This is a genomic window from Ferdinandcohnia sp. FSL W7-1320 (assembly GCF_038050315.1).
Lineage (GTDB): Bacteria > Bacillota > Bacilli > Bacillales > Bacillaceae_L > Ferdinandcohnia > Ferdinandcohnia aciditolerans.
In genome coordinates this window covers 1,860,257-1,876,409 of the sequence record NZ_JBBPAM010000001.1, presented here as the reverse complement: position 1 = coordinate 1,876,409, position 16,153 = coordinate 1,860,257, and the positions used below count along the sequence as shown (strand labels likewise).

Sequence of the window (16,153 nt, the reverse complement as noted above, 5' to 3'; positions counted from 1 at the left end):
CACTCACTTTCATTTACTATGTAATACATTTTTTTGGAATGTATTTTAATGATCTCTGGATGCGATTAGATTACACATATAGTCTAGTATATCATGTTTCATATCAACACTATATAAAAACCGCCTTGCTTCATCTATATGAAATGTTAGTTTCTCCTTTGCACCCTCAAGAGTTAATAATGCAGGATAAGTATTCTTATGATTACCAGTATCACTGCCGACCGGTTTCCCAAGTTTAACTTCTGTACCTTCGATATCTAAAATATCATCTCGAATTTGAAAGGCTAAACCTAAATGATGCGCAAATTGCGTAAGCTTATCAAGCTGTTCACTAGTAGCATCTGCAAGAATCGCTCCTGCAATCACACTATATGCTAATAATTTTCCTGTTTTATGGCGGTGAATGTATTCTAATTCATCTAAGCTCAGGACTTTACCTTCGCCTTCCATATCCGCCACCTGTCCTCCAACCATGCCTTCTGGACCAGAAGCTTTTGCTAATTCAGTTACGAGCAACAGCTTTTTTTCAGGGGATAATTCAGGACTGATGGATTCAGTAATTACCTGAAAACTATATGTTAATAGTGCATCACCCGCTAAAATTGCCACTGCCTCTCCAAACACCTTGTGATTGGTAGGTTTTCCCCTACGAAGATCATCATCATCCATACTCGGTAGGTCGTCATGAATAAGGGAATACGTATGAATCATTTCAATCGCACACGCAGTCGGTAGACCGATTGCTTCATCTTTTCCAAAAGAATGTAGTGTACCAAGGAGTAATAAAGGGCGAATCCGTTTCCCACCCGCTTCAAGAGAGTAGTGCATCGCTTCCCTTATTATTTTGGGTGCTGATAAGCTAGAAATATACTTAGGAAGCTGCTCTTCAATAGTATTCTTTTGTACATCTAAAAATTGTGCTATCTCAGTCGGATTCATGTTCATTCTTCCTCCTGAATCGTAAACGGTTCAAGTTCACCGTCTTCGCGTAAGATTTGCTCCATTTGCTTTTCAACATGTTGGAGCTTGTCATGACAAAGCTTTGAAAGCTTCATGCCTTCTTGGAAATATGTGATTGCTTTTTCTAAAGGGACATCTCCTTCTTCAAGATGCCCGACAATTTGCTCGAGTTTTTCCATTGCTTCTTCAAAGGATAATACCTTGTCTTCACTCATCTATTGTCTCTCCTCTATTTCAATTACTTCACAGTCAAGATGACCATCCGACAGCTTAACCTTGATTTTATTCCCCTGTTCAACTTGCTGCACACTTTTTACTAAATGTTCTTCCTGATCATATACAAGACTATACCCACGATCCATGATTTTCAACGGACTAAGTGCCTCTAGCTTCGATACTTGGGACGAAAAAGCAAATTGCTTCTGTTTCAAAATCTGTGTAAATTCTTTTAAAAGCATTTTTCGATTAAGATCCTGCTTTTGTTTGGCACGAATCAGCTTTTCACTTGGATGGTTATGCTGCAACCGTAGGCTAAGCTTTTGAAATACTTCTTGCTTTCGAGATATTGCCATAGCCCCTTCTCTTTCTAATCGGTCTACCAAGCGATCCAGCTGTTGTTGCTTTTGATCGTAAAGATTTTTCGGAAAACGAAAAGCATAGGATTTCTTCAATGTATCTAAACGTTTTGAATCACTTACTAGTTTTTCTTTCATTGCACGCAGTAGACGAGTATGTCTAACGAGTAAGCGTTCAGAAAGCTCGGCCATATGTGGCACAGCTAATTCGGCAGCTCCTGTTGGTGTAGGTGCACGTAAATCTGCCACAAAATCTGCGATCGTAATATCTGTCTCATGTCCCACTGCAGAAATAATGGGCACCTTAGACTGAAAAATCGCTCTTGCCACGATTTCTTCATTAAATGCCCAAAGTTCCTCAATTGAGCCACCGCCACGGCCAACAATTAAAACATCAATTTTTCCAAATTCATTCGCTTGCTCGATGGCGTTTACCACTGATGGCCCGGCATTCACTCCTTGGACAAGGGCAGGAAAGACAATTACTTTTGCGATTGGATATCTACGTCTAATCGTTGTAATTATATCGCGAATCGCAGCCCCTGTTGGTGATGTAACAATCCCAATATAATGTGGTATTTTAGGAATTGGCTTTTTATAGTTTTGGGAGAAAAGTCCTTCCGCTTCAAGACGTTTTTTCATTTCTTCATAGGCTAAGTATAAATTTCCGATTCCGTCAGGCTGCATTTCTTTTACATAGATCTGATAGTTTCCATTTGATTCAAATACTGTAACCTCGCCGCGAAGCAAAACTTTCATCCCATTTTCAGGAGTAAATTTTAAATCTCGGTTATAGCCAGCAAACATCACAGCTTGAATTCGTGCTTGTTGATCCTTTATTGTAAAATACATATGTCCACGACTATGCGCCTTAAAATTCGAGATTTCTCCCTTCACCCAAATATCCTGAAGGTGAGGATCCGCATCAAATTTACGTTTAATATATTTTGTTAAAGCTGTAACGGTTAGATATCGATTCTGTTCCATTCCAACCAATCCTTACTTCCTAGAAAGAAGGGCGAATTTTTTCGCAGACTGAACCGTATTATGAAGAAGCATTGTAATCGTCATAGGACCAACTCCACCTGGTACTGGTGTAAGATAGCTTGCTTTCTCTTTTGCTTCGTCAAAAATAACGTCCCCAACAAGCTTACCGGTTGATTCAAGGCGGTTTACACCAACATCAATCACAACTGCACCTTCTTTAATATAATCTCCAGGAATAAAATTCGCTTTTCCAACAGCAGCAACTAAAATATCTGCTTGAAGGGTCATTTCTTTCAAATTTTTAGTCCTGGAATGACAATATGTTACTGTAGCATTCTCTTTAAGGAAGAGTTGTCCAACTGGTTTCCCGACAATATTACTTCTGCCAACAACCACAACATGCTTACCTTCGATTGATATTTGTTTCGATTTAACCATTTCAATAACTCCAAAAGGTGTACATGGTAAGAAAGCGTCTTGTCCAGTCATCATGCGGCCAATGTTAATTGGATGAAAACCATCCACATCTTTTTCGGGTGAAATTCTTTCAATAACTGCCGTTTCATTAATCGTGTTTGGTAATGGCAATTGAACAAGAATACCATGGATAGAAGGATCCTGGTTTAAGCGGTCAATTTCACTAAGTAAAAATTCTTCTGTAATGGTATCTGGATATTCTAGCATCAAAGAGTAAATGCCAGTTTCCTTACATGCTTTATCTTTCCCTTTTACATAGGATCTTGAAGCTGGGTCATTACCAACTAATAACACAGCTAATCCAGGAACGATACCGTCCTGTGATAAATTCTTTACCTCTTCTGCAATTTCATTACGTTTTGTTTGTGCTAATTCTTTCCCACTTATAATCTCTGCCGACATTTTTCGACTCTCCCTTATCTAATTTGAATTCTTTATGGACTACAGCGATATTTTACTTTACTAATGTATCTTTTATTTTCGATAGAATAGCATTAATAAAACGACTCGAGCTATCATCACCAAATTCTTTAGCAAGTTCAATTGCCTCATCAATACTTACCTTAACAGGAATTTCCTCTATATATTTCATTTCATAGACTGCGATGCGTAAAATCGAACGGTCTACATTTGCAAGTCTTTCAAGATTCCATTTTTCTAGATGCTCTCTTAATAGAGAATCAATTTCTTCTTTATGTTCGATTACTCCATGTACAATCTGTTCTAAGAAAGGATCTAAAGACTCTTCTTCAAGTACACTTTCAATTGCCTCATTTGGGTCACTCTGGCTTACATCAACTTGAAATAACGATTGCAAAGCCTTTTGTCGTGCTGTACGTCTTTTCATACTAATTATTTCTCCTTTATATATAGTAAAACTTTTGTCCCACTATCAATTGCATTCCGATAACATGATAATATCATAAAATAATTTTAAAATAAAAACCAACTCTTTATTGTAAGGTAAAAATAAAAAGGCTGTTTTCGCAATCTTTGTTGTTTTTTATATCGTTGACTTCCTCTTCTGGTGGATCCTTTCCGTGGGCGTGGCTTTAGCCTCCTCAATGAAATGCGGAGGCAGCTTGCACAGAAACGAGAAAATTTGGCCACTCAGGCAATGAGGCGTAATTTGGCTCTGAAAGAGGAGTAGAAATTTCTCGAGTTTCTAGCTGCTACAACTGGACAGGTGCTGTTCCTCTTACTGGATTCGCCATCTTACGCTCCAATCATCATGGTTTGCAATGTACTAACAAAAAGCAACAATCTTTTTAGAAAAGAGCCAATAAAAAAGTCTGATAGCGTTTGCCATCAGACTACCTAGTGCCTACATCTCTTCTTCTACTTCAACTTCAGGTTTTTGCGTTTCAAATAACACACCAACAACATGGATGTTAACTTCATTCGCATCTAAAGCTGTCATATTCAATAAAGCCTGGCGTACATTGTCTTGAATTTGACGAGCAACATTCGGAATAGAAACGCCAAAGTTCATTACACAGTATACATCCACAATGATCCCGGTTTCTGTTAATTCAACTTTAACACCTTTACCATGGTTTTTCTTTCCTAGTTTCTCAACCACTCCAGAAGCAAAGTTCCCTCTCATTTGTGCGACTCCTTCAACCTCTGAAGAAGCAATACCAGCAATTACTTCAATTACCTCTGGTGCAATTTCAACCTTACCAAGACCGTTACTGCCTTGATCCATTTCTAAAATATTCGTTTCCGCTGCCATTAGCAAGCACCTCCTATATTTAACTTTATTCAGCCAATCTCTTCTATATGTGGTGGTTCAATGCTACATAAGTAGTCGATTCAGATGAGGATACAACAAGGCGTTTTTTGACGTACTACTTCATAACCTCATATAATTCAAGAAATTTGGTGTTGAAGTCTCCGCCAACAAATTTCTCATGATTCATAAGCTTAAGGTGGAAAGGAATTGTAGTGTGTACACCCTCAATTACAAATTCACTTAGAGCACGCTTCATTCTTGCGATTGCTTCTTCCCTAGTTGCCCCATATGTAATTAACTTAGCAATCATCGAATCATAATATGGAGGTATTGAATAACCAGGATATGCAGCAGAATCTACCCTTACTCCTAGACCACCAGGTGGCAAATACATTTCAATTTTGCCTGGAGATGGCATGAAATTCTTCTCTGGGTTCTCTGCATTGATTCGGCATTCAATTGCCCAACCATTAAATGTTACTTCACTTTGAGTGAGTGAAAGCTCTTCTCCTGATGCAACACGAATTTGTTCTTTAATTAAGTCTACACCTGTTACCATCTCAGTAACGGGATGCTCAACTTGAATTCTTGTATTCATTTCCATGAAATAGAATTGATCATTGACATGGTCATAAATAAATTCTATTGTTCCAGCACCTGAGTAGTTAACAGCTTGTGCTGCTTTAACTGCAGCATCACCCATTTTTTGTCTTGTAGCTTCATTTAGTGCAGGAGATGGTGTTTCCTCAACTAGCTTTTGTAAACGCCTTTGAATGGAGCAATCTCTCTCCCCTAAATGTATCACATTTCCGTGGTTGTCTGCTAATACTTGAATTTCAACGTGGCGGAAATCCTGAATATATTTTTCAATATATACACCTGGATTTCCAAAGGCAGTAGCAGCTTCCTGTTGAGTGATGTTGATTCCCTTAGTGAGTTCCTCTTCATCCTTCGCAACACGGATTCCTTTTCCGCCTCCACCAGCAGTAGCTTTAATAATGACTGGATAGCCCATATCATTCGCCAACGCGATTGCTTCACCTGTATCTTTAATGATTCCTTGTGAACCAGGCACAATCGGTACACCTGCTTGTCTCATCGTTTCACGGGCAACATCCTTTGTACCCATTTTATTAATGGCTTCAGGGCTTGGACCAATGAAAGTTAGATTTACTTCACGACAAAGCTCCGCAAAGTCTGCGTTCTCAGCTAAGAATCCGTAACCTGGGTGAATCCCTTCACTTTCAGTAAGCTTTGCAACGCTAATAATATTTGTAAAGTTTAAATAGCTGTCCTTTGAAGACTTTGGACCAATACAATAGGCCTCATCTGCAAGTTGAACGTGAAGAGATTCCCGGTCTGCCTCAGAGAAAACAGCTACCGTTTCAATACCGAGCTCTTTACAGGCACGAATTATACGAACCGCAATTTCTCCACGGTTTGCTATTAGTATTTTTTTTAACATGAGGGTCGCTCCTTACTTATTTGAACAATCATACTATGCTTTAACTAGGAATAATGGTTGACCATACTCCACAAGCTGACCATTCTCAACTAATATTTCAACGATTTCTCCATTTACTTCAGCTTCGATTTCGTTAAATAGCTTCATGGCTTCTACGATACAAACTACTGAATCTTCTTTAACTTTATCACCTTTTTGAACATATGCATCTGCATCTGGAGATGGAGATGCATAGAAAGTACCAACCATCGGTGAGACAATTTTATGTAGGTTTTCATCAACTGCAGGTGCTGCTGTAACAGGTTCAGCTGGCTGTGACTGTGGTTGTACAGATTGTGCTGGTGCTGCAGGCTGAGCTACCTCAGTAACAACAGGTGCAACCGGTTGTGCTTGCACTTTGCTTTCTACAATTGTTTGTACAGTTGTTTCTTTACTTTTCTTCATTTTAATTTTTGAGCCTTCGCTCTCAAAAGTAAACTCGTCAATATTTGAATGATCAACTAACTTAATAAGTTCACGTAATTCTTGAATTTTAAACATTCATTACACTCCTTGTGATTAACTCGAAATATAAAACTATAAATTGATGTCACATTTTATTGCTAGTATTAGTACCACATACTAACATGATACGATACTTAAAACCCTCTTTTCAATATATTGCAGAGATTTTTTCAGGAAAACGTTAACATTGATTTCCCCACTACCCATTTATTTTACCAAAAAGAAAAGAAAGTACAGCATTTTAGCCGTACTTTCTTTTCTTTATTATTTTTCTTTGTCACCAGTTAATTCAAACTCTACCGCAACATTTTGGAGTTCGCCTAACTCGCTGCGAACTAGTCGTAGAATTTCATTAGCTTGTTGCTTTGAGCTTTCCTTAGATTTAACTGTAATCTTAATCTTGTCACCTTCTACGCGAACTAAAGCATCCTCGTAGTTATTTCCTTTGATAAGCATTTCGATAATCTTTTCTTTTGATTCAATATCTTCTAACTTCTTTAACTCATCATATGCTTTAAGCTTTTGATCTGCTGTTAGTTCTGTTGAAGCTGCTTGATCTTCTAAATTGCTTCTTATTTTACTGCGGTGCTCATCAATTTCCAAGCGCAATGCAGCAAACATGTCATCACTAGAAACAGAAGAAATCACATTACCATCTTCATCTTCCTCAACAGTTACACTTGCTCCGTCTTTATTTTCAGTAGATGTTTCTACATTTTCTTTTTCTTTTTCATTATCCTTTTGTTCATCCTGCTCCATTGCAACTTCATTAGGATTGTTTTCAGGTGTCGTAATATAATAGACTGATAACACAACTACTAGACTTAACATTGTTAATAACCATACAGTTTGTTTTTTCAATAACATTTTATGAATCCCCCTTCGTTTTCCTTGGTACAACTGCTACCTTGTGATTTGGTACATCAAAACCTTTGGTAACAGCCTCCACTACCATTTGTTTTATTTTTGCGTTCTCAACACCTTTAGCAACAATTAGAACACTTCGTATTTCAGGCTTTTCAATCTTCAAGACGATTGGTGTTTCAGAATCCCCGCTGCGGATGATGACAACTTGTTCATCTTTTGTTATATCCTCAACTTGTCTTTTTCCACCATCCCTGTCTTCCTCATTTGTGATTTGACTTTGGGATACGGTGTTTTTTTCAAGTATTTTTGATTCAGTAGCATCTACACTTACTGAAACAATGACATCCTCTACTCCAGCAATTGCTTCTAGTGCTTCTTTGAGCTCGTTTTCATAACGATCCTCATATTTTGCAATTGCTGTAGTTAGTTCATCTTTCTGTCCTCCAAAAGTTGGCTCATCTTTGGCACTTACTTCCGAGGATGTAGCTGGCAAAACAGAAGATGTTGGTTTGTCATTTGAGAATAGATTACTAATTAACATAAAGGCTATCCCAACTGCTAATAAAAGTAAGAAATATTGGTTTTTCTTGTTTCCCTTTTTATCTGGTGGATCATCCTTGGACCCGGAGAACATTCCTTTGATTTTGTTCAAGATACCTTTGTCCTTATCCATCTACGACTCTTTCCCCCCTTCCACAGTGACTACAATTTTTTCTGAGTCTATTTCCCATCTGGAAGCTAATGTTTTTGTGATTGCCTTAACATTGTTTTGATCTACTTTTTTATACACTGGCTCATTCTGTTTGGAGGTATCAATCTCAACTGTTTTTACTACTGCCACATCATCAGGTTCGGCTGTCTCTTTCGATAGCACCACCTCAATTGACTGAATGTCATCCAACATTTCATCCAAAGTAACAATCTCTTTACTGTCTACAGCACTTGAAAGGGATACATTTACTTTTTGAACAGTTAAATCATATTCGTTTTGCACCAACTCCTCTTCCACTTCAGATTCCAATTGGACAGCCATTGTTTCTAAAATATATGCACGTTGTGAGGCTTGTATTTCTTTTTTCTTCAAATCTATTAAATTTTCTAGATTTTTTTCACTTTGAACTGGTTTTAAATTCATATTTAACAAGGCCTGGTCCAAATCAGATTTAAAAAGTGAGAACAGAGGAGTTAATATAATTAGGATTAATAAAAGCCCTGTTACCATTTTTACGTATTTTTGCATACTTGAACTCGGCAGAAGCATGTCCACGATTGTCGCGAGTAAAATGAATAAAATAATATTCGTAATCCATTCGGCAATAAAACTCAGTGTCCTCACCTCCTAGGCCTTTTGTCTAGCTCCAGGCACCATCGGCTCGAGGTCATAAGCCAATCGCTTCGGAAGGTAAAATGCACCTTCTGTCAGCGCTCGTCTTATGCTTTTCGCCGATAATCGGGCACCTTGCGCCTTTCTATCTCACCATCAATGTCAGGTTTCCAGCTGCAATAATAACCGTGATACTTAGGAAAAACATCAGTGACACGATTGCTAATGCCGCAAAGATATATACGACACTTTTACTAATGATATTTAAACAAGCAATGACCGGTCCCCCGCCAAGTGGCTGCAAAAGTGCAGCTGCTAGCTTATAAATAATTGCTAATGACAGCACTTTAATCGCTGGGAATGCTGCAATTAGCAGGAGAATAACAACCCCAAAGATACCAACTGTGTTTTTCAGAATAACCGAGGCACTGATTACAGTATCTGTGGCATCGGTAAACATCCGGCCAATGACCGGAATAAAATTACCAGTAATAAATTTTGCGGTCCTGATTGTTATTCCATCTGCAACCGCAGTTGTAGTTCCCTGCACTGAGATAACGCCTAAGAAAATCGTCAGGAAAACCCCGATAATACCAATACTCACATTACGTAGTAATTGGGCAAGCTGTGTTACCTTGTAGTGTTCACTTAACGTACTCACTATGCTTAATAGAGCTGACATAAACAATAAAGGTAAAACGATATATTGAATTAAAAGCCCGCTAGTATTCATTAAAAACAATATCAGTGGGTGGAAAAATGCTGCTGATGCGATTCCACCTGATGATGCCACTAACGCAAGCAATAAAGGAACAAGTGCAAGTATAAAATTGATCATCGTCTCGATAGCTTCCTCTGTGTACATGATGGCAACCCTGAAGCTATTTAGTGCGATGATGATTAACACCATGTAAACAATGGCATAAGCAACTTTACTAACTGCACTCTTCTCAAATGAATTTTGCAATGTTTGTAAAAACATACTAAAGATCGTAAGCATGATTAGTGTGCTAAGAAGTTTTCCATTTGCTATCAATTCATGGAATACGAATTTGACGAGTCCGAGCAGCCATTCATTCAATGAAAGCTCCTTTTCGCCTTGAATGAACTCTAGTAAACTACCCTTTTGGCTTTCAGGTAAATAACCTCCATAGTCCGTAACAATTTCATCCCAAAATTGTTTTATTTCGTCAATGCCAAGGGTTTCTAGTTGTTCCTCAACCTGTTCTTGAATTTGGTTTTCGATGATTTCTTGTTGTGAGGGTGAGGCTTGTACAATATGTGGTAAAGAAAAAAAGAAAAGAAATAGCGCTAGAATAGATAAGGTTTTACTACCGGTCAATGCCAACCACCCCCTTGAAAACCTTGGTTTCTATTGATTTAACTAGGAATAAGTCCAATAATTGTTTCTATTAATACTGTTAAAATTGGTATAGCTAGTGCTAAAATCAGGATTTTCCCCCCGAGTTCAATCTTTGAGGCTAGTGACCCTTGACCTGCATCTTTTGTAATCTGTGCGCCAAATTCAGCGATGTATGCTATTCCAATGATTTTTAGAATGGTTTCTACATATACAGTGTTCACATTTGCGTTAATTGCAACTTTCTCAAGCATGCGAATGATATCTGCAATTTCTCCCACTAAAAATAGAAAGATTACACAGCCGACAAATACTACAAGTAAAAAGGCAAAGGTAGGTTTTTGTTCTTTTACAATGAGTGCCAGAAAGGTTCCAATTAAACCTAATCCAACGATTTGTATAATCTCAATCGCTCATCCCCTCCTTACCCCTGAAAGAGGAATACAGCTTTAATCTTTTTAAATAGGTCCTCAACGATTGTTGCAACCATAAACAGGATATATATGAAGCCCAACAGTGTAACCCACTGTGCATATTCCTTTTTACCCATCTGATCTAGGATTGTATGGAGAAAGGCAACCACAATTCCTACACCGGCTATTTGAAATATAATATTTACATCCACTCCCATTCGCTTCTTCTCCCCCTAAATCAATAAAATGACTACTAATAAACCAGACAAAAAGCCCAGGCTTTTCACCATTTTTTCGTAACGCATTTGTCTATCTTTTGCATCGCTTTCTTCACGTTCAAGATGGGTTATAGCAAGTTTTATGTGCTTTTGTTGTGAGGTTCGATCATGCTGTCCGAGTGTTTCCCCGAACTGTTGAAGAATCTCGATTTCTCCTTGATGAAAGGCAGTCAATTTGGAAACTTCCTTTAGACTTTCATCCCAAGCAATCTTGACACTTACCTCTCCTGTTTGAAGCCTTTTCGCGAAGCCCTCAAAAAAATAAGATACGGGCTTTGGAATTTGCCTTGAGAGATGGGTTGCAACATCAATTAAGGGTACATGGCCGTACATAATTTCTGCTTCCAGTGATTGTAAGGCTGTTTTTAACATCCTTAACTGACGGGGTCTTTCACTTAAACGTCGTGCTGCTTCAAACCCTGCCCAAGTGGTTGCAAGAAGAATAAGTATTGCTCCTAAAATTTTTATCATCTACGTCACGCTCACTTTTGGTAAAAGATGCTTTCCAGTTGGACCTAGGATGGATTTTATGGTTCCCGGCCCCTTAGTGCGTGATAACTCTACAAATCTCTCTATAACTCCTGCTTCTATAATCTTCTTTAAGGATGGACGCTTCATGAGGTCGGAAATTTGATGTCCGTGTGCAGTCACAATCAAACTTACCCCTGCATTAACGGCTTCCATAATCGCTTGACTGTCTTCCTCTCTACCAATTTCATCAACAATTAATACGTCAGGACTCATCGACCTAATCATCATCATCATCCCTTCAGCTTTTGGACATGCATCTAGGACATCAACTCTTGGCCCCAATGAAGCTTGAGGAACTCCTTTCACACAGCCAGCAATCTCTGAACGCTCATCTACGATTCCAACCTTTAACGCCGGAATGTGTTTAGATTCGATTCCTGTACTAATCATTCTTGCAAGATCCCTTAGTAAAGTGGTTTTACCAGTCTGTGGTGGTCCAATGATGATGGTATTTTTCCAATAAGAATCATAGAGATAAGGTGCCAGTGGAGCTGCAACTCCAATTTTTTGCTTTGCAATCCGAATATTAAAGGAAGTCACATCTCGAATTGCTTTGACATTTCCATTCTCCGTGATTACTTTTCCAGCTAGTCCCACTCGATGTCCACCTTGGATGGTGACATAACCCCGTTTCAGCTCTTCTTCAAGTGTATATATCGAATATTGACCAAGTTTGTTCAGAAGCTGAACGGCATCTTCACCGGTAACGGAATAATTATGAAAAATGGGAATTCCATTCTCAATGATTTCAAGAGGTCTAGCCACTCTAATTCGGATTTCTTCCATTTTTTCTATGCGTTCTGGAGGATACTTGTTTATAAGGCTTACGATTGATTTTGGTAGCACATCAATTATTTCTTTCATCTAGTAAACTCCTTATATCAAATGCGCCTTGGCGTATTTGCCGCCCGATTTTTTTAGGCCCACACGAGGTGGGTCACAAAGACGTTGCCACAGGAAGTGGCGTTCCTAGTCTTTGATCCTATGCTCGAAAAACTTCCATTGAAAAATCGTGGCATCCGCTGGAGGCTTTAACTTTATTCAGTCAGGGTTTTAACCCCAAACGAATTGTATACTCTTTGGCATTTCCCTCCACTTTTCCAAGTAAGGGATTTCAACTGAATAAAGTTAATATCTCTCATAATTCAATGTATGCATGCTTGGACACATTATGCCGATTTCTATTTGAAGATTCCATACAATATAAATGCAACGCCAAGCCCAATAAATAGAAGCTTCGAATACGATAGCTGATCAGCTAAACCAATCAGTCCAATAGACATAGTCGAGATCAAAATTAGCGGCCCCACAACCGCTAGTGATGCATTAACTGCTAACGCTTTTTTCACATCATTAAAAACCAGCATTAAAATCGCTGCCGTTATTTCCAAGCAACCAGATAAAATTCGCAGTCCTGCCATCGTCAAAACACTTGTATCAAACATCGAAAATATTCGTTTCATCGTTGTCCCCACCCAAATAAATTTCTTTTGTACAACCTATGCTTGTTCATTGATTTTCAGAAGAGGAATTTTTATGGGGTGGTTAAGTGGTGGTGATTTTGTGGTTTATCTGCTGCTGGCACTTAGAAAAACATAATAAAAAGAACCCATCTAAAAAGATGGGTCCTTAATTGATCTCAATATTCATTATGCACGTGATACATATGATCCTTCAGTTGTGTTGATGATTAAAACATCACCTTCGTTAATGAAGAAAGGAACTTGAACGATTAAACCTGTTTCAAGTGTTGCTGGCTTTGATCCACCAGAAGCTGTGTCACCTTTGATGCCAGGTTCTGTTTCAGTAACCTTAAGCTCAACTGTGTTTGGCAGCTCAACACCTAATGTTTCACTTTGGAACATCATAATGTGTACTTCCATGTTTTCTTTTAAGTATTTTAACTCATACTCGATTGCTGATGCAGGTAGTTCAATTTGCTCGTAGGACTCATTGTCCATGAATACATGTGAATCACCGTTTGCATATAGATATTGCATTTTGCGGTTTTCGATTTGTGCTTTTGCTACTTTTTCGCCAGCACGGAATGTTTTCTCTTGAACGGCACCTGTACGAAGGTTACGTAACTTAGAGCGTACAAATGCTGCTCCTTTTCCTGGTTTAACGTGTTGGAAATCCATTACTCTCCAGATCCCACCGTCCACTTCAATTGTCAAACCTGTACGAAAATCGTTAACTGAAATCATATACTATTTCCTCCTAATTCAATTACGACAAACCATTTTGTCTATAAAATAATTAACTCTTTCTTAGAGAATGTTAGTGATTCATTGCCGTCTTTTCTAACAACAACATCGTCCTCAATTCTCACGCCACCTAAACCTGCTATGTAAATACCTGGTTCACAGGTTACAATCATTCCTGGTTCTAATACATTGTCAGATCGGAATGATAATGATGGCTGTTCATGAACCTCCATACCAAGACCGTGTCCAGTTGAATGACCAAAATATTCACCATAACCTTTTTCCGTAATATAATCACGAGTTAAGGCATCGGCTTCTTTTCCTGTGATGCCAGCCTTAATACCGGCCATACCACGAAGCTGAGCTTCTAAAACAACATCATAAATGTTTTTCAGTTCATCGCTAGGATTCCCTACAGCGACAGTACGTGTGATATCTGAGCAATATCCTTTATAATATGCACCAAAATCAAGGGTTACAAAATCACCATTTTCAATCACTTTATCACTCGCAACCCCATGAGGTAATGCTGAGCGATAACCTGATGCAACGATTGTGTCAAATGAAGATGAAGTCGCCCCTTGTTTTCGCATAAAAAATTCTAACTCAGTAGAAACTTCAATTTCAGTAATACCAGGACGAATCACATCTAGAATATGAGTAAAGGCGGCGTCAGCTATCTCCGCTGCTTCCTTTAATATCTTAATCTCTGAATCGGTCTTAATCAAGCGTAACTTTTCAATCACTCCTGAAACAGGAACAAGTTCTGCTTGTACTGCTTTATCATACGCAGTATAAGTTGCATAAGAAAGATCATCTTGTTCAAACCCAAGCTTTTTAATTCCCATTATTTCAGCTTGTTTGGCAACCTCTTCAATGATTGGCCCTGAATGTTGAATAATTTCAAATTCTTTCACTTGTTCACTTGCTTGCTCGACATAACGAAAATCTGTAATAAAAACTGCCTTCTCTTCTGAAATGAGGGCAACTCCCGCTGTACCGGTGAAATTAGTTATGTAACGTCTGTTATAACTATTCGTAACGAATAAGCCATCAATTCCAAATCCTGAAAAACTTTCACGTAGCTTTGCTAATTTATTCATCTAGTTTTCCCCCTAAATGCTCAATCATTGCTAATAACGCAAGTTTGTAGCCGTATACACCTACTCCAACAATTTGCCCAATTGTAACAGGAGCGATGACTGATGTGTGTCGAAATTCTTCGCGAGTATGAATATTCGAAATATGTATCTCTACTACAGGCACAGTAACTCCAGCTATGGCGTCACGAATCGCATAGCTGTAATGCGTAAAAGCCGCTGGATTCATTACGATTCCATCGTATTCTCCTTCGGCATTGTGGATCGCATCAATAATTGCACCCTCGTAGTTCGATTGGAAGCAATTAAGCTCCACATTCCTGTTATGCGCAAACTCAGTTAAGTCTTTCTCCACATCGGCTAGTGTGAGACTCCCATAAATATGCGGCTCCCTTTTTCCAAGTCGATTTAAATTAGGTCCGTTAATAAGGAGTATTTTCTTCATAAATAGATCTCCCTTTAAAGAGGATTTTCAAAAAGTCCGGTGAAAATGACACTTCGAATTTCAGCGTTGGCTTGCTTCTCCGTTCCTCACGTATTAACTACATACGCTCCGGTACTCAAAGCTACACCGCCTTAAACTTTCGACGCACAGGATGTGCTAGTGTCGACAATGCCACAGGACGTGGCGTTCTTGTCGACGCGGTCCTTTTCATCCTCCTTATTGAACTCTTACTAAAAAATAGAATGTTCGAACAAGAACATTCTACCATATCTTACCCTAATTTACCTACTCATTTGTAGAGACGACACGCCTTTCTGCCCTCATATCATTTTCTTCAAATGATATGGAGTAACCAATAAAGACACCATATAAGATATAAAAGCATATTGTAGTAATAACTGTATTACGTTCTAATTCCCCAACGGTTTTAATATCAGGAAAAATCGGATTAAACACGTAAAACACAATAAGCCATAAGGCAATGCCAAATGCAGCACCAACCCAAATGGACTGAAACTTTTTTAGTAATGCATAATATAAAAGTGCTACACCGATTGATATAATACCAATCATTAAAATCCCAATAAACTGACCTAACACGCGGTTTTTCCAATCACCAAGGATCCACGGTTTGAGGATAAGATTTGGGCTAAGTTCTGTAAAATTAAAAATATACGTTAAGTACGACAATAGACTCCAAAATATCCCCCCAAACAAACCAATAACTACAACTTTAGCCATTAAAGACATATCTCCGTCTTTTTTGTTCTGTTCAAGTTCTGGATTCTTTTTTTCAGCATCTACCATAGGTCAACACCTCCATTTGCTAGTATGTCCCGAACTTTTTTAATCTATTTGGAAAAGATTCTCGGAAAAATGTGTATCAATGGTAATTACTGGGTAGAATAGTAAATGTTAGTTTGAA

Annotated in this window: 21 protein-coding genes; all 21 read right to left on the bottom strand. The window is 38.4% G+C overall.

Annotation, left to right across the window (positions count from 1 at the left end):
• Window positions 1-45: 45 nt before the first annotated feature.
• On the bottom strand, window positions 46-939 hold the full coding sequence (locus NST91_RS09430; RefSeq protein ID WP_341330920.1) for a polyprenyl synthetase family protein: 894 nt from the start codon (window positions 937-939) through the stop codon (window positions 46-48).
• A gap of 2 nt (window positions 940-941) precedes the next feature.
• Window positions 942-1,175, bottom strand: a complete 234-nt coding sequence (locus NST91_RS09425; protein ID WP_121447878.1) for an exodeoxyribonuclease VII small subunit — start codon at window positions 1,173-1,175, stop codon at window positions 942-944.
• On the bottom strand, window positions 1,176-2,522 hold the full coding sequence (gene xseA, locus NST91_RS09420) for an exodeoxyribonuclease VII large subunit (RefSeq protein WP_341330919.1): 1,347 nt from the start codon (window positions 2,520-2,522) through the stop codon (window positions 1,176-1,178).
• A 12-nt stretch (window positions 2,523-2,534) separates the two neighbouring features.
• The gene (gene folD, locus NST91_RS09415; protein WP_341330918.1) at window positions 2,535-3,401 is read right to left on the bottom strand and encodes a bifunctional methylenetetrahydrofolate dehydrogenase/methenyltetrahydrofolate cyclohydrolase FolD; all 867 of its coding nucleotides are present in this window, start codon (window positions 3,399-3,401) and stop codon (window positions 2,535-2,537) included.
• Window positions 3,402-3,453: 52 nt separating this feature from the next.
• Window positions 3,454-3,846: a transcription antitermination factor NusB gene (gene nusB / locus NST91_RS09410; RefSeq protein WP_341330917.1), complete on the bottom strand. Its 393-nt coding sequence runs from the start codon at window positions 3,844-3,846 to the stop codon at window positions 3,454-3,456.
• A gap of 477 nt (window positions 3,847-4,323) precedes the next feature.
• Complete coding sequence (locus NST91_RS09405) at window positions 4,324-4,734, bottom strand: Asp23/Gls24 family envelope stress response protein (RefSeq protein ID WP_099360670.1); 411 nt, start codon at window positions 4,732-4,734, stop codon at window positions 4,324-4,326.
• Between the two features lie 115 nt (window positions 4,735-4,849).
• On the bottom strand, window positions 4,850-6,199 hold the full coding sequence (gene accC, locus NST91_RS09400) for an acetyl-CoA carboxylase biotin carboxylase subunit (RefSeq protein WP_341330916.1): 1,350 nt from the start codon (window positions 6,197-6,199) through the stop codon (window positions 4,850-4,852).
• A 33-nt stretch (window positions 6,200-6,232) separates the two neighbouring features.
• Complete coding sequence (gene accB, locus NST91_RS09395; RefSeq protein WP_341330915.1) at window positions 6,233-6,739, bottom strand: acetyl-CoA carboxylase biotin carboxyl carrier protein; 507 nt, start codon at window positions 6,737-6,739, stop codon at window positions 6,233-6,235.
• Window positions 6,740-6,967: 228 nt separating this feature from the next.
• Complete coding sequence (locus NST91_RS09390) at window positions 6,968-7,570, bottom strand: SpoIIIAH-like family protein (RefSeq protein ID WP_341330914.1); 603 nt, start codon at window positions 7,568-7,570, stop codon at window positions 6,968-6,970.
• A gap of 1 nt (window position 7,571) precedes the next feature.
• A complete protein-coding gene (gene spoIIIAG, locus NST91_RS09385) occupies window positions 7,572-8,243 on the bottom strand; it encodes a stage III sporulation protein AG (protein ID WP_121447870.1) in 672 nt (223 codons plus the stop codon).
• Entirely contained in the window at window positions 8,244-8,906 is a 663-nt protein-coding gene (gene spoIIIAF, locus NST91_RS09380; RefSeq protein WP_341330913.1) for a stage III sporulation protein AF, read from the bottom strand.
• A gap of 133 nt (window positions 8,907-9,039) precedes the next feature.
• Window positions 9,040-10,236 (bottom strand): stage III sporulation protein AE, encoded by a 1,197-nt coding sequence (spoIIIAE, locus tag NST91_RS09375; RefSeq protein WP_341330912.1) that lies wholly within the window; start codon window positions 10,234-10,236, stop codon window positions 9,040-9,042.
• A gap of 38 nt (window positions 10,237-10,274) precedes the next feature.
• A complete protein-coding gene (spoIIIAD, locus tag NST91_RS09370) occupies window positions 10,275-10,664 on the bottom strand; it encodes a stage III sporulation protein AD (protein WP_121447868.1) in 390 nt (129 codons plus the stop codon).
• Window positions 10,665-10,678: 14 nt separating this feature from the next.
• Window positions 10,679-10,885, bottom strand: coding sequence for a stage III sporulation protein AC (spoIIIAC, locus tag NST91_RS09365; RefSeq protein ID WP_010284588.1), 207 nt, complete (start codon window positions 10,883-10,885; stop codon window positions 10,679-10,681).
• Between the two features lie 15 nt (window positions 10,886-10,900).
• The gene (spoIIIAB, locus tag NST91_RS09360) at window positions 10,901-11,416 is read right to left on the bottom strand and encodes a stage III sporulation protein SpoIIIAB (protein WP_341330911.1); all 516 of its coding nucleotides are present in this window, start codon (window positions 11,414-11,416) and stop codon (window positions 10,901-10,903) included.
• The gene (gene spoIIIAA, locus NST91_RS09355; RefSeq protein ID WP_121447866.1) at window positions 11,417-12,340 is read right to left on the bottom strand and encodes a stage III sporulation protein AA; all 924 of its coding nucleotides are present in this window, start codon (window positions 12,338-12,340) and stop codon (window positions 11,417-11,419) included. It abuts the gene before it with no gap.
• A gap of 317 nt (window positions 12,341-12,657) precedes the next feature.
• Window positions 12,658-12,939 (bottom strand): DUF2619 domain-containing protein, encoded by a 282-nt coding sequence (locus NST91_RS09350; RefSeq protein WP_121447865.1) that lies wholly within the window; start codon window positions 12,937-12,939, stop codon window positions 12,658-12,660.
• A gap of 186 nt (window positions 12,940-13,125) precedes the next feature.
• Window positions 13,126-13,683, bottom strand: coding sequence for an elongation factor P (gene efp, locus NST91_RS09345; protein ID WP_121449700.1), 558 nt, complete (start codon window positions 13,681-13,683; stop codon window positions 13,126-13,128).
• Window positions 13,684-13,724: 41 nt separating this feature from the next.
• Window positions 13,725-14,786: a M24 family metallopeptidase gene (locus tag NST91_RS09340; protein WP_341330910.1), complete on the bottom strand. Its 1,062-nt coding sequence runs from the start codon at window positions 14,784-14,786 to the stop codon at window positions 13,725-13,727.
• The gene (gene aroQ, locus NST91_RS09335; protein ID WP_341330909.1) at window positions 14,779-15,228 is read right to left on the bottom strand and encodes a type II 3-dehydroquinate dehydratase; all 450 of its coding nucleotides are present in this window, start codon (window positions 15,226-15,228) and stop codon (window positions 14,779-14,781) included. The genes NST91_RS09340 and aroQ overlap by 8 nt, the downstream gene beginning before the upstream one ends.
• Before the next feature lie 285 nt (window positions 15,229-15,513).
• Window positions 15,514-16,035 (bottom strand): YqhR family membrane protein, encoded by a 522-nt coding sequence (locus NST91_RS09330; RefSeq protein ID WP_341330908.1) that lies wholly within the window; start codon window positions 16,033-16,035, stop codon window positions 15,514-15,516.
• Window positions 16,036-16,153: the final 118 nt, after the last annotated feature.

What these genes read in the sequence shown, in the direction of transcription:
- NST91_RS09430 (WP_341330920.1), bottom strand. Translation starts at nt 939, where the DNA reads ATGAATCCGACTGAGATAGCACAATTTTTAGATGTACAAAAGAATACT.
- NST91_RS09425 (WP_121447878.1), bottom strand. Translation starts at nt 1,175, where the DNA reads ATGAGTGAAGACAAGGTATTATCCTTTGAAGAAGCAATGGAAAAACTC.
- xseA (WP_341330919.1), bottom strand. Translation starts at nt 2,522, where the DNA reads ATGGAACAGAATCGATATCTAACCGTTACAGCTTTAACAAAATATATT.
- folD (WP_341330918.1), bottom strand. Translation starts at nt 3,401, where the DNA reads ATGTCGGCAGAGATTATAAGTGGGAAAGAATTAGCACAAACAAAACGT.
- nusB (WP_341330917.1), bottom strand. Translation starts at nt 3,846, where the DNA reads ATGAAAAGACGTACAGCACGACAAAAGGCTTTGCAATCGTTATTTCAA.
- NST91_RS09405 (WP_099360670.1), bottom strand. Translation starts at nt 4,734, where the DNA reads ATGGCAGCGGAAACGAATATTTTAGAAATGGATCAAGGCAGTAACGGT.
- accC (WP_341330916.1), bottom strand. Translation starts at nt 6,199, where the DNA reads ATGTTAAAAAAAATACTAATAGCAAACCGTGGAGAAATTGCGGTTCGT.
- accB (WP_341330915.1), bottom strand. Translation starts at nt 6,739, where the DNA reads ATGTTTAAAATTCAAGAATTACGTGAACTTATTAAGTTAGTTGATCAT.
- NST91_RS09390 (WP_341330914.1), bottom strand. Translation starts at nt 7,570, where the DNA reads ATGTTATTGAAAAAACAAACTGTATGGTTATTAACAATGTTAAGTCTA.
- spoIIIAG (WP_121447870.1), bottom strand. Translation starts at nt 8,243, where the DNA reads ATGGATAAGGACAAAGGTATCTTGAACAAAATCAAAGGAATGTTCTCC.
- spoIIIAC (WP_010284588.1), bottom strand. Translation starts at nt 10,885, where the DNA reads ATGGGAGTGGATGTAAATATTATATTTCAAATAGCCGGTGTAGGAATT.
- spoIIIAB (WP_341330911.1), bottom strand. Translation starts at nt 11,416, where the DNA reads ATGATAAAAATTTTAGGAGCAATACTTATTCTTCTTGCAACCACTTGG.
- spoIIIAA (WP_121447866.1), bottom strand. Translation starts at nt 12,340, where the DNA reads ATGAAAGAAATAATTGATGTGCTACCAAAATCAATCGTAAGCCTTATA.
- NST91_RS09350 (WP_121447865.1), bottom strand. Translation starts at nt 12,939, where the DNA reads ATGAAACGAATATTTTCGATGTTTGATACAAGTGTTTTGACGATGGCA.
- efp (WP_121449700.1), bottom strand. Translation starts at nt 13,683, where the DNA reads ATGATTTCAGTTAACGATTTTCGTACAGGTTTGACAATTGAAGTGGAC.
- NST91_RS09340 (WP_341330910.1), bottom strand. Translation starts at nt 14,786, where the DNA reads ATGAATAAATTAGCAAAGCTACGTGAAAGTTTTTCAGGATTTGGAATT.
- aroQ (WP_341330909.1), bottom strand. Translation starts at nt 15,228, where the DNA reads ATGAAGAAAATACTCCTTATTAACGGACCTAATTTAAATCGACTTGGA.
- NST91_RS09330 (WP_341330908.1), bottom strand. Translation starts at nt 16,035, where the DNA reads ATGGTAGATGCTGAAAAAAAGAATCCAGAACTTGAACAGAACAAAAAA.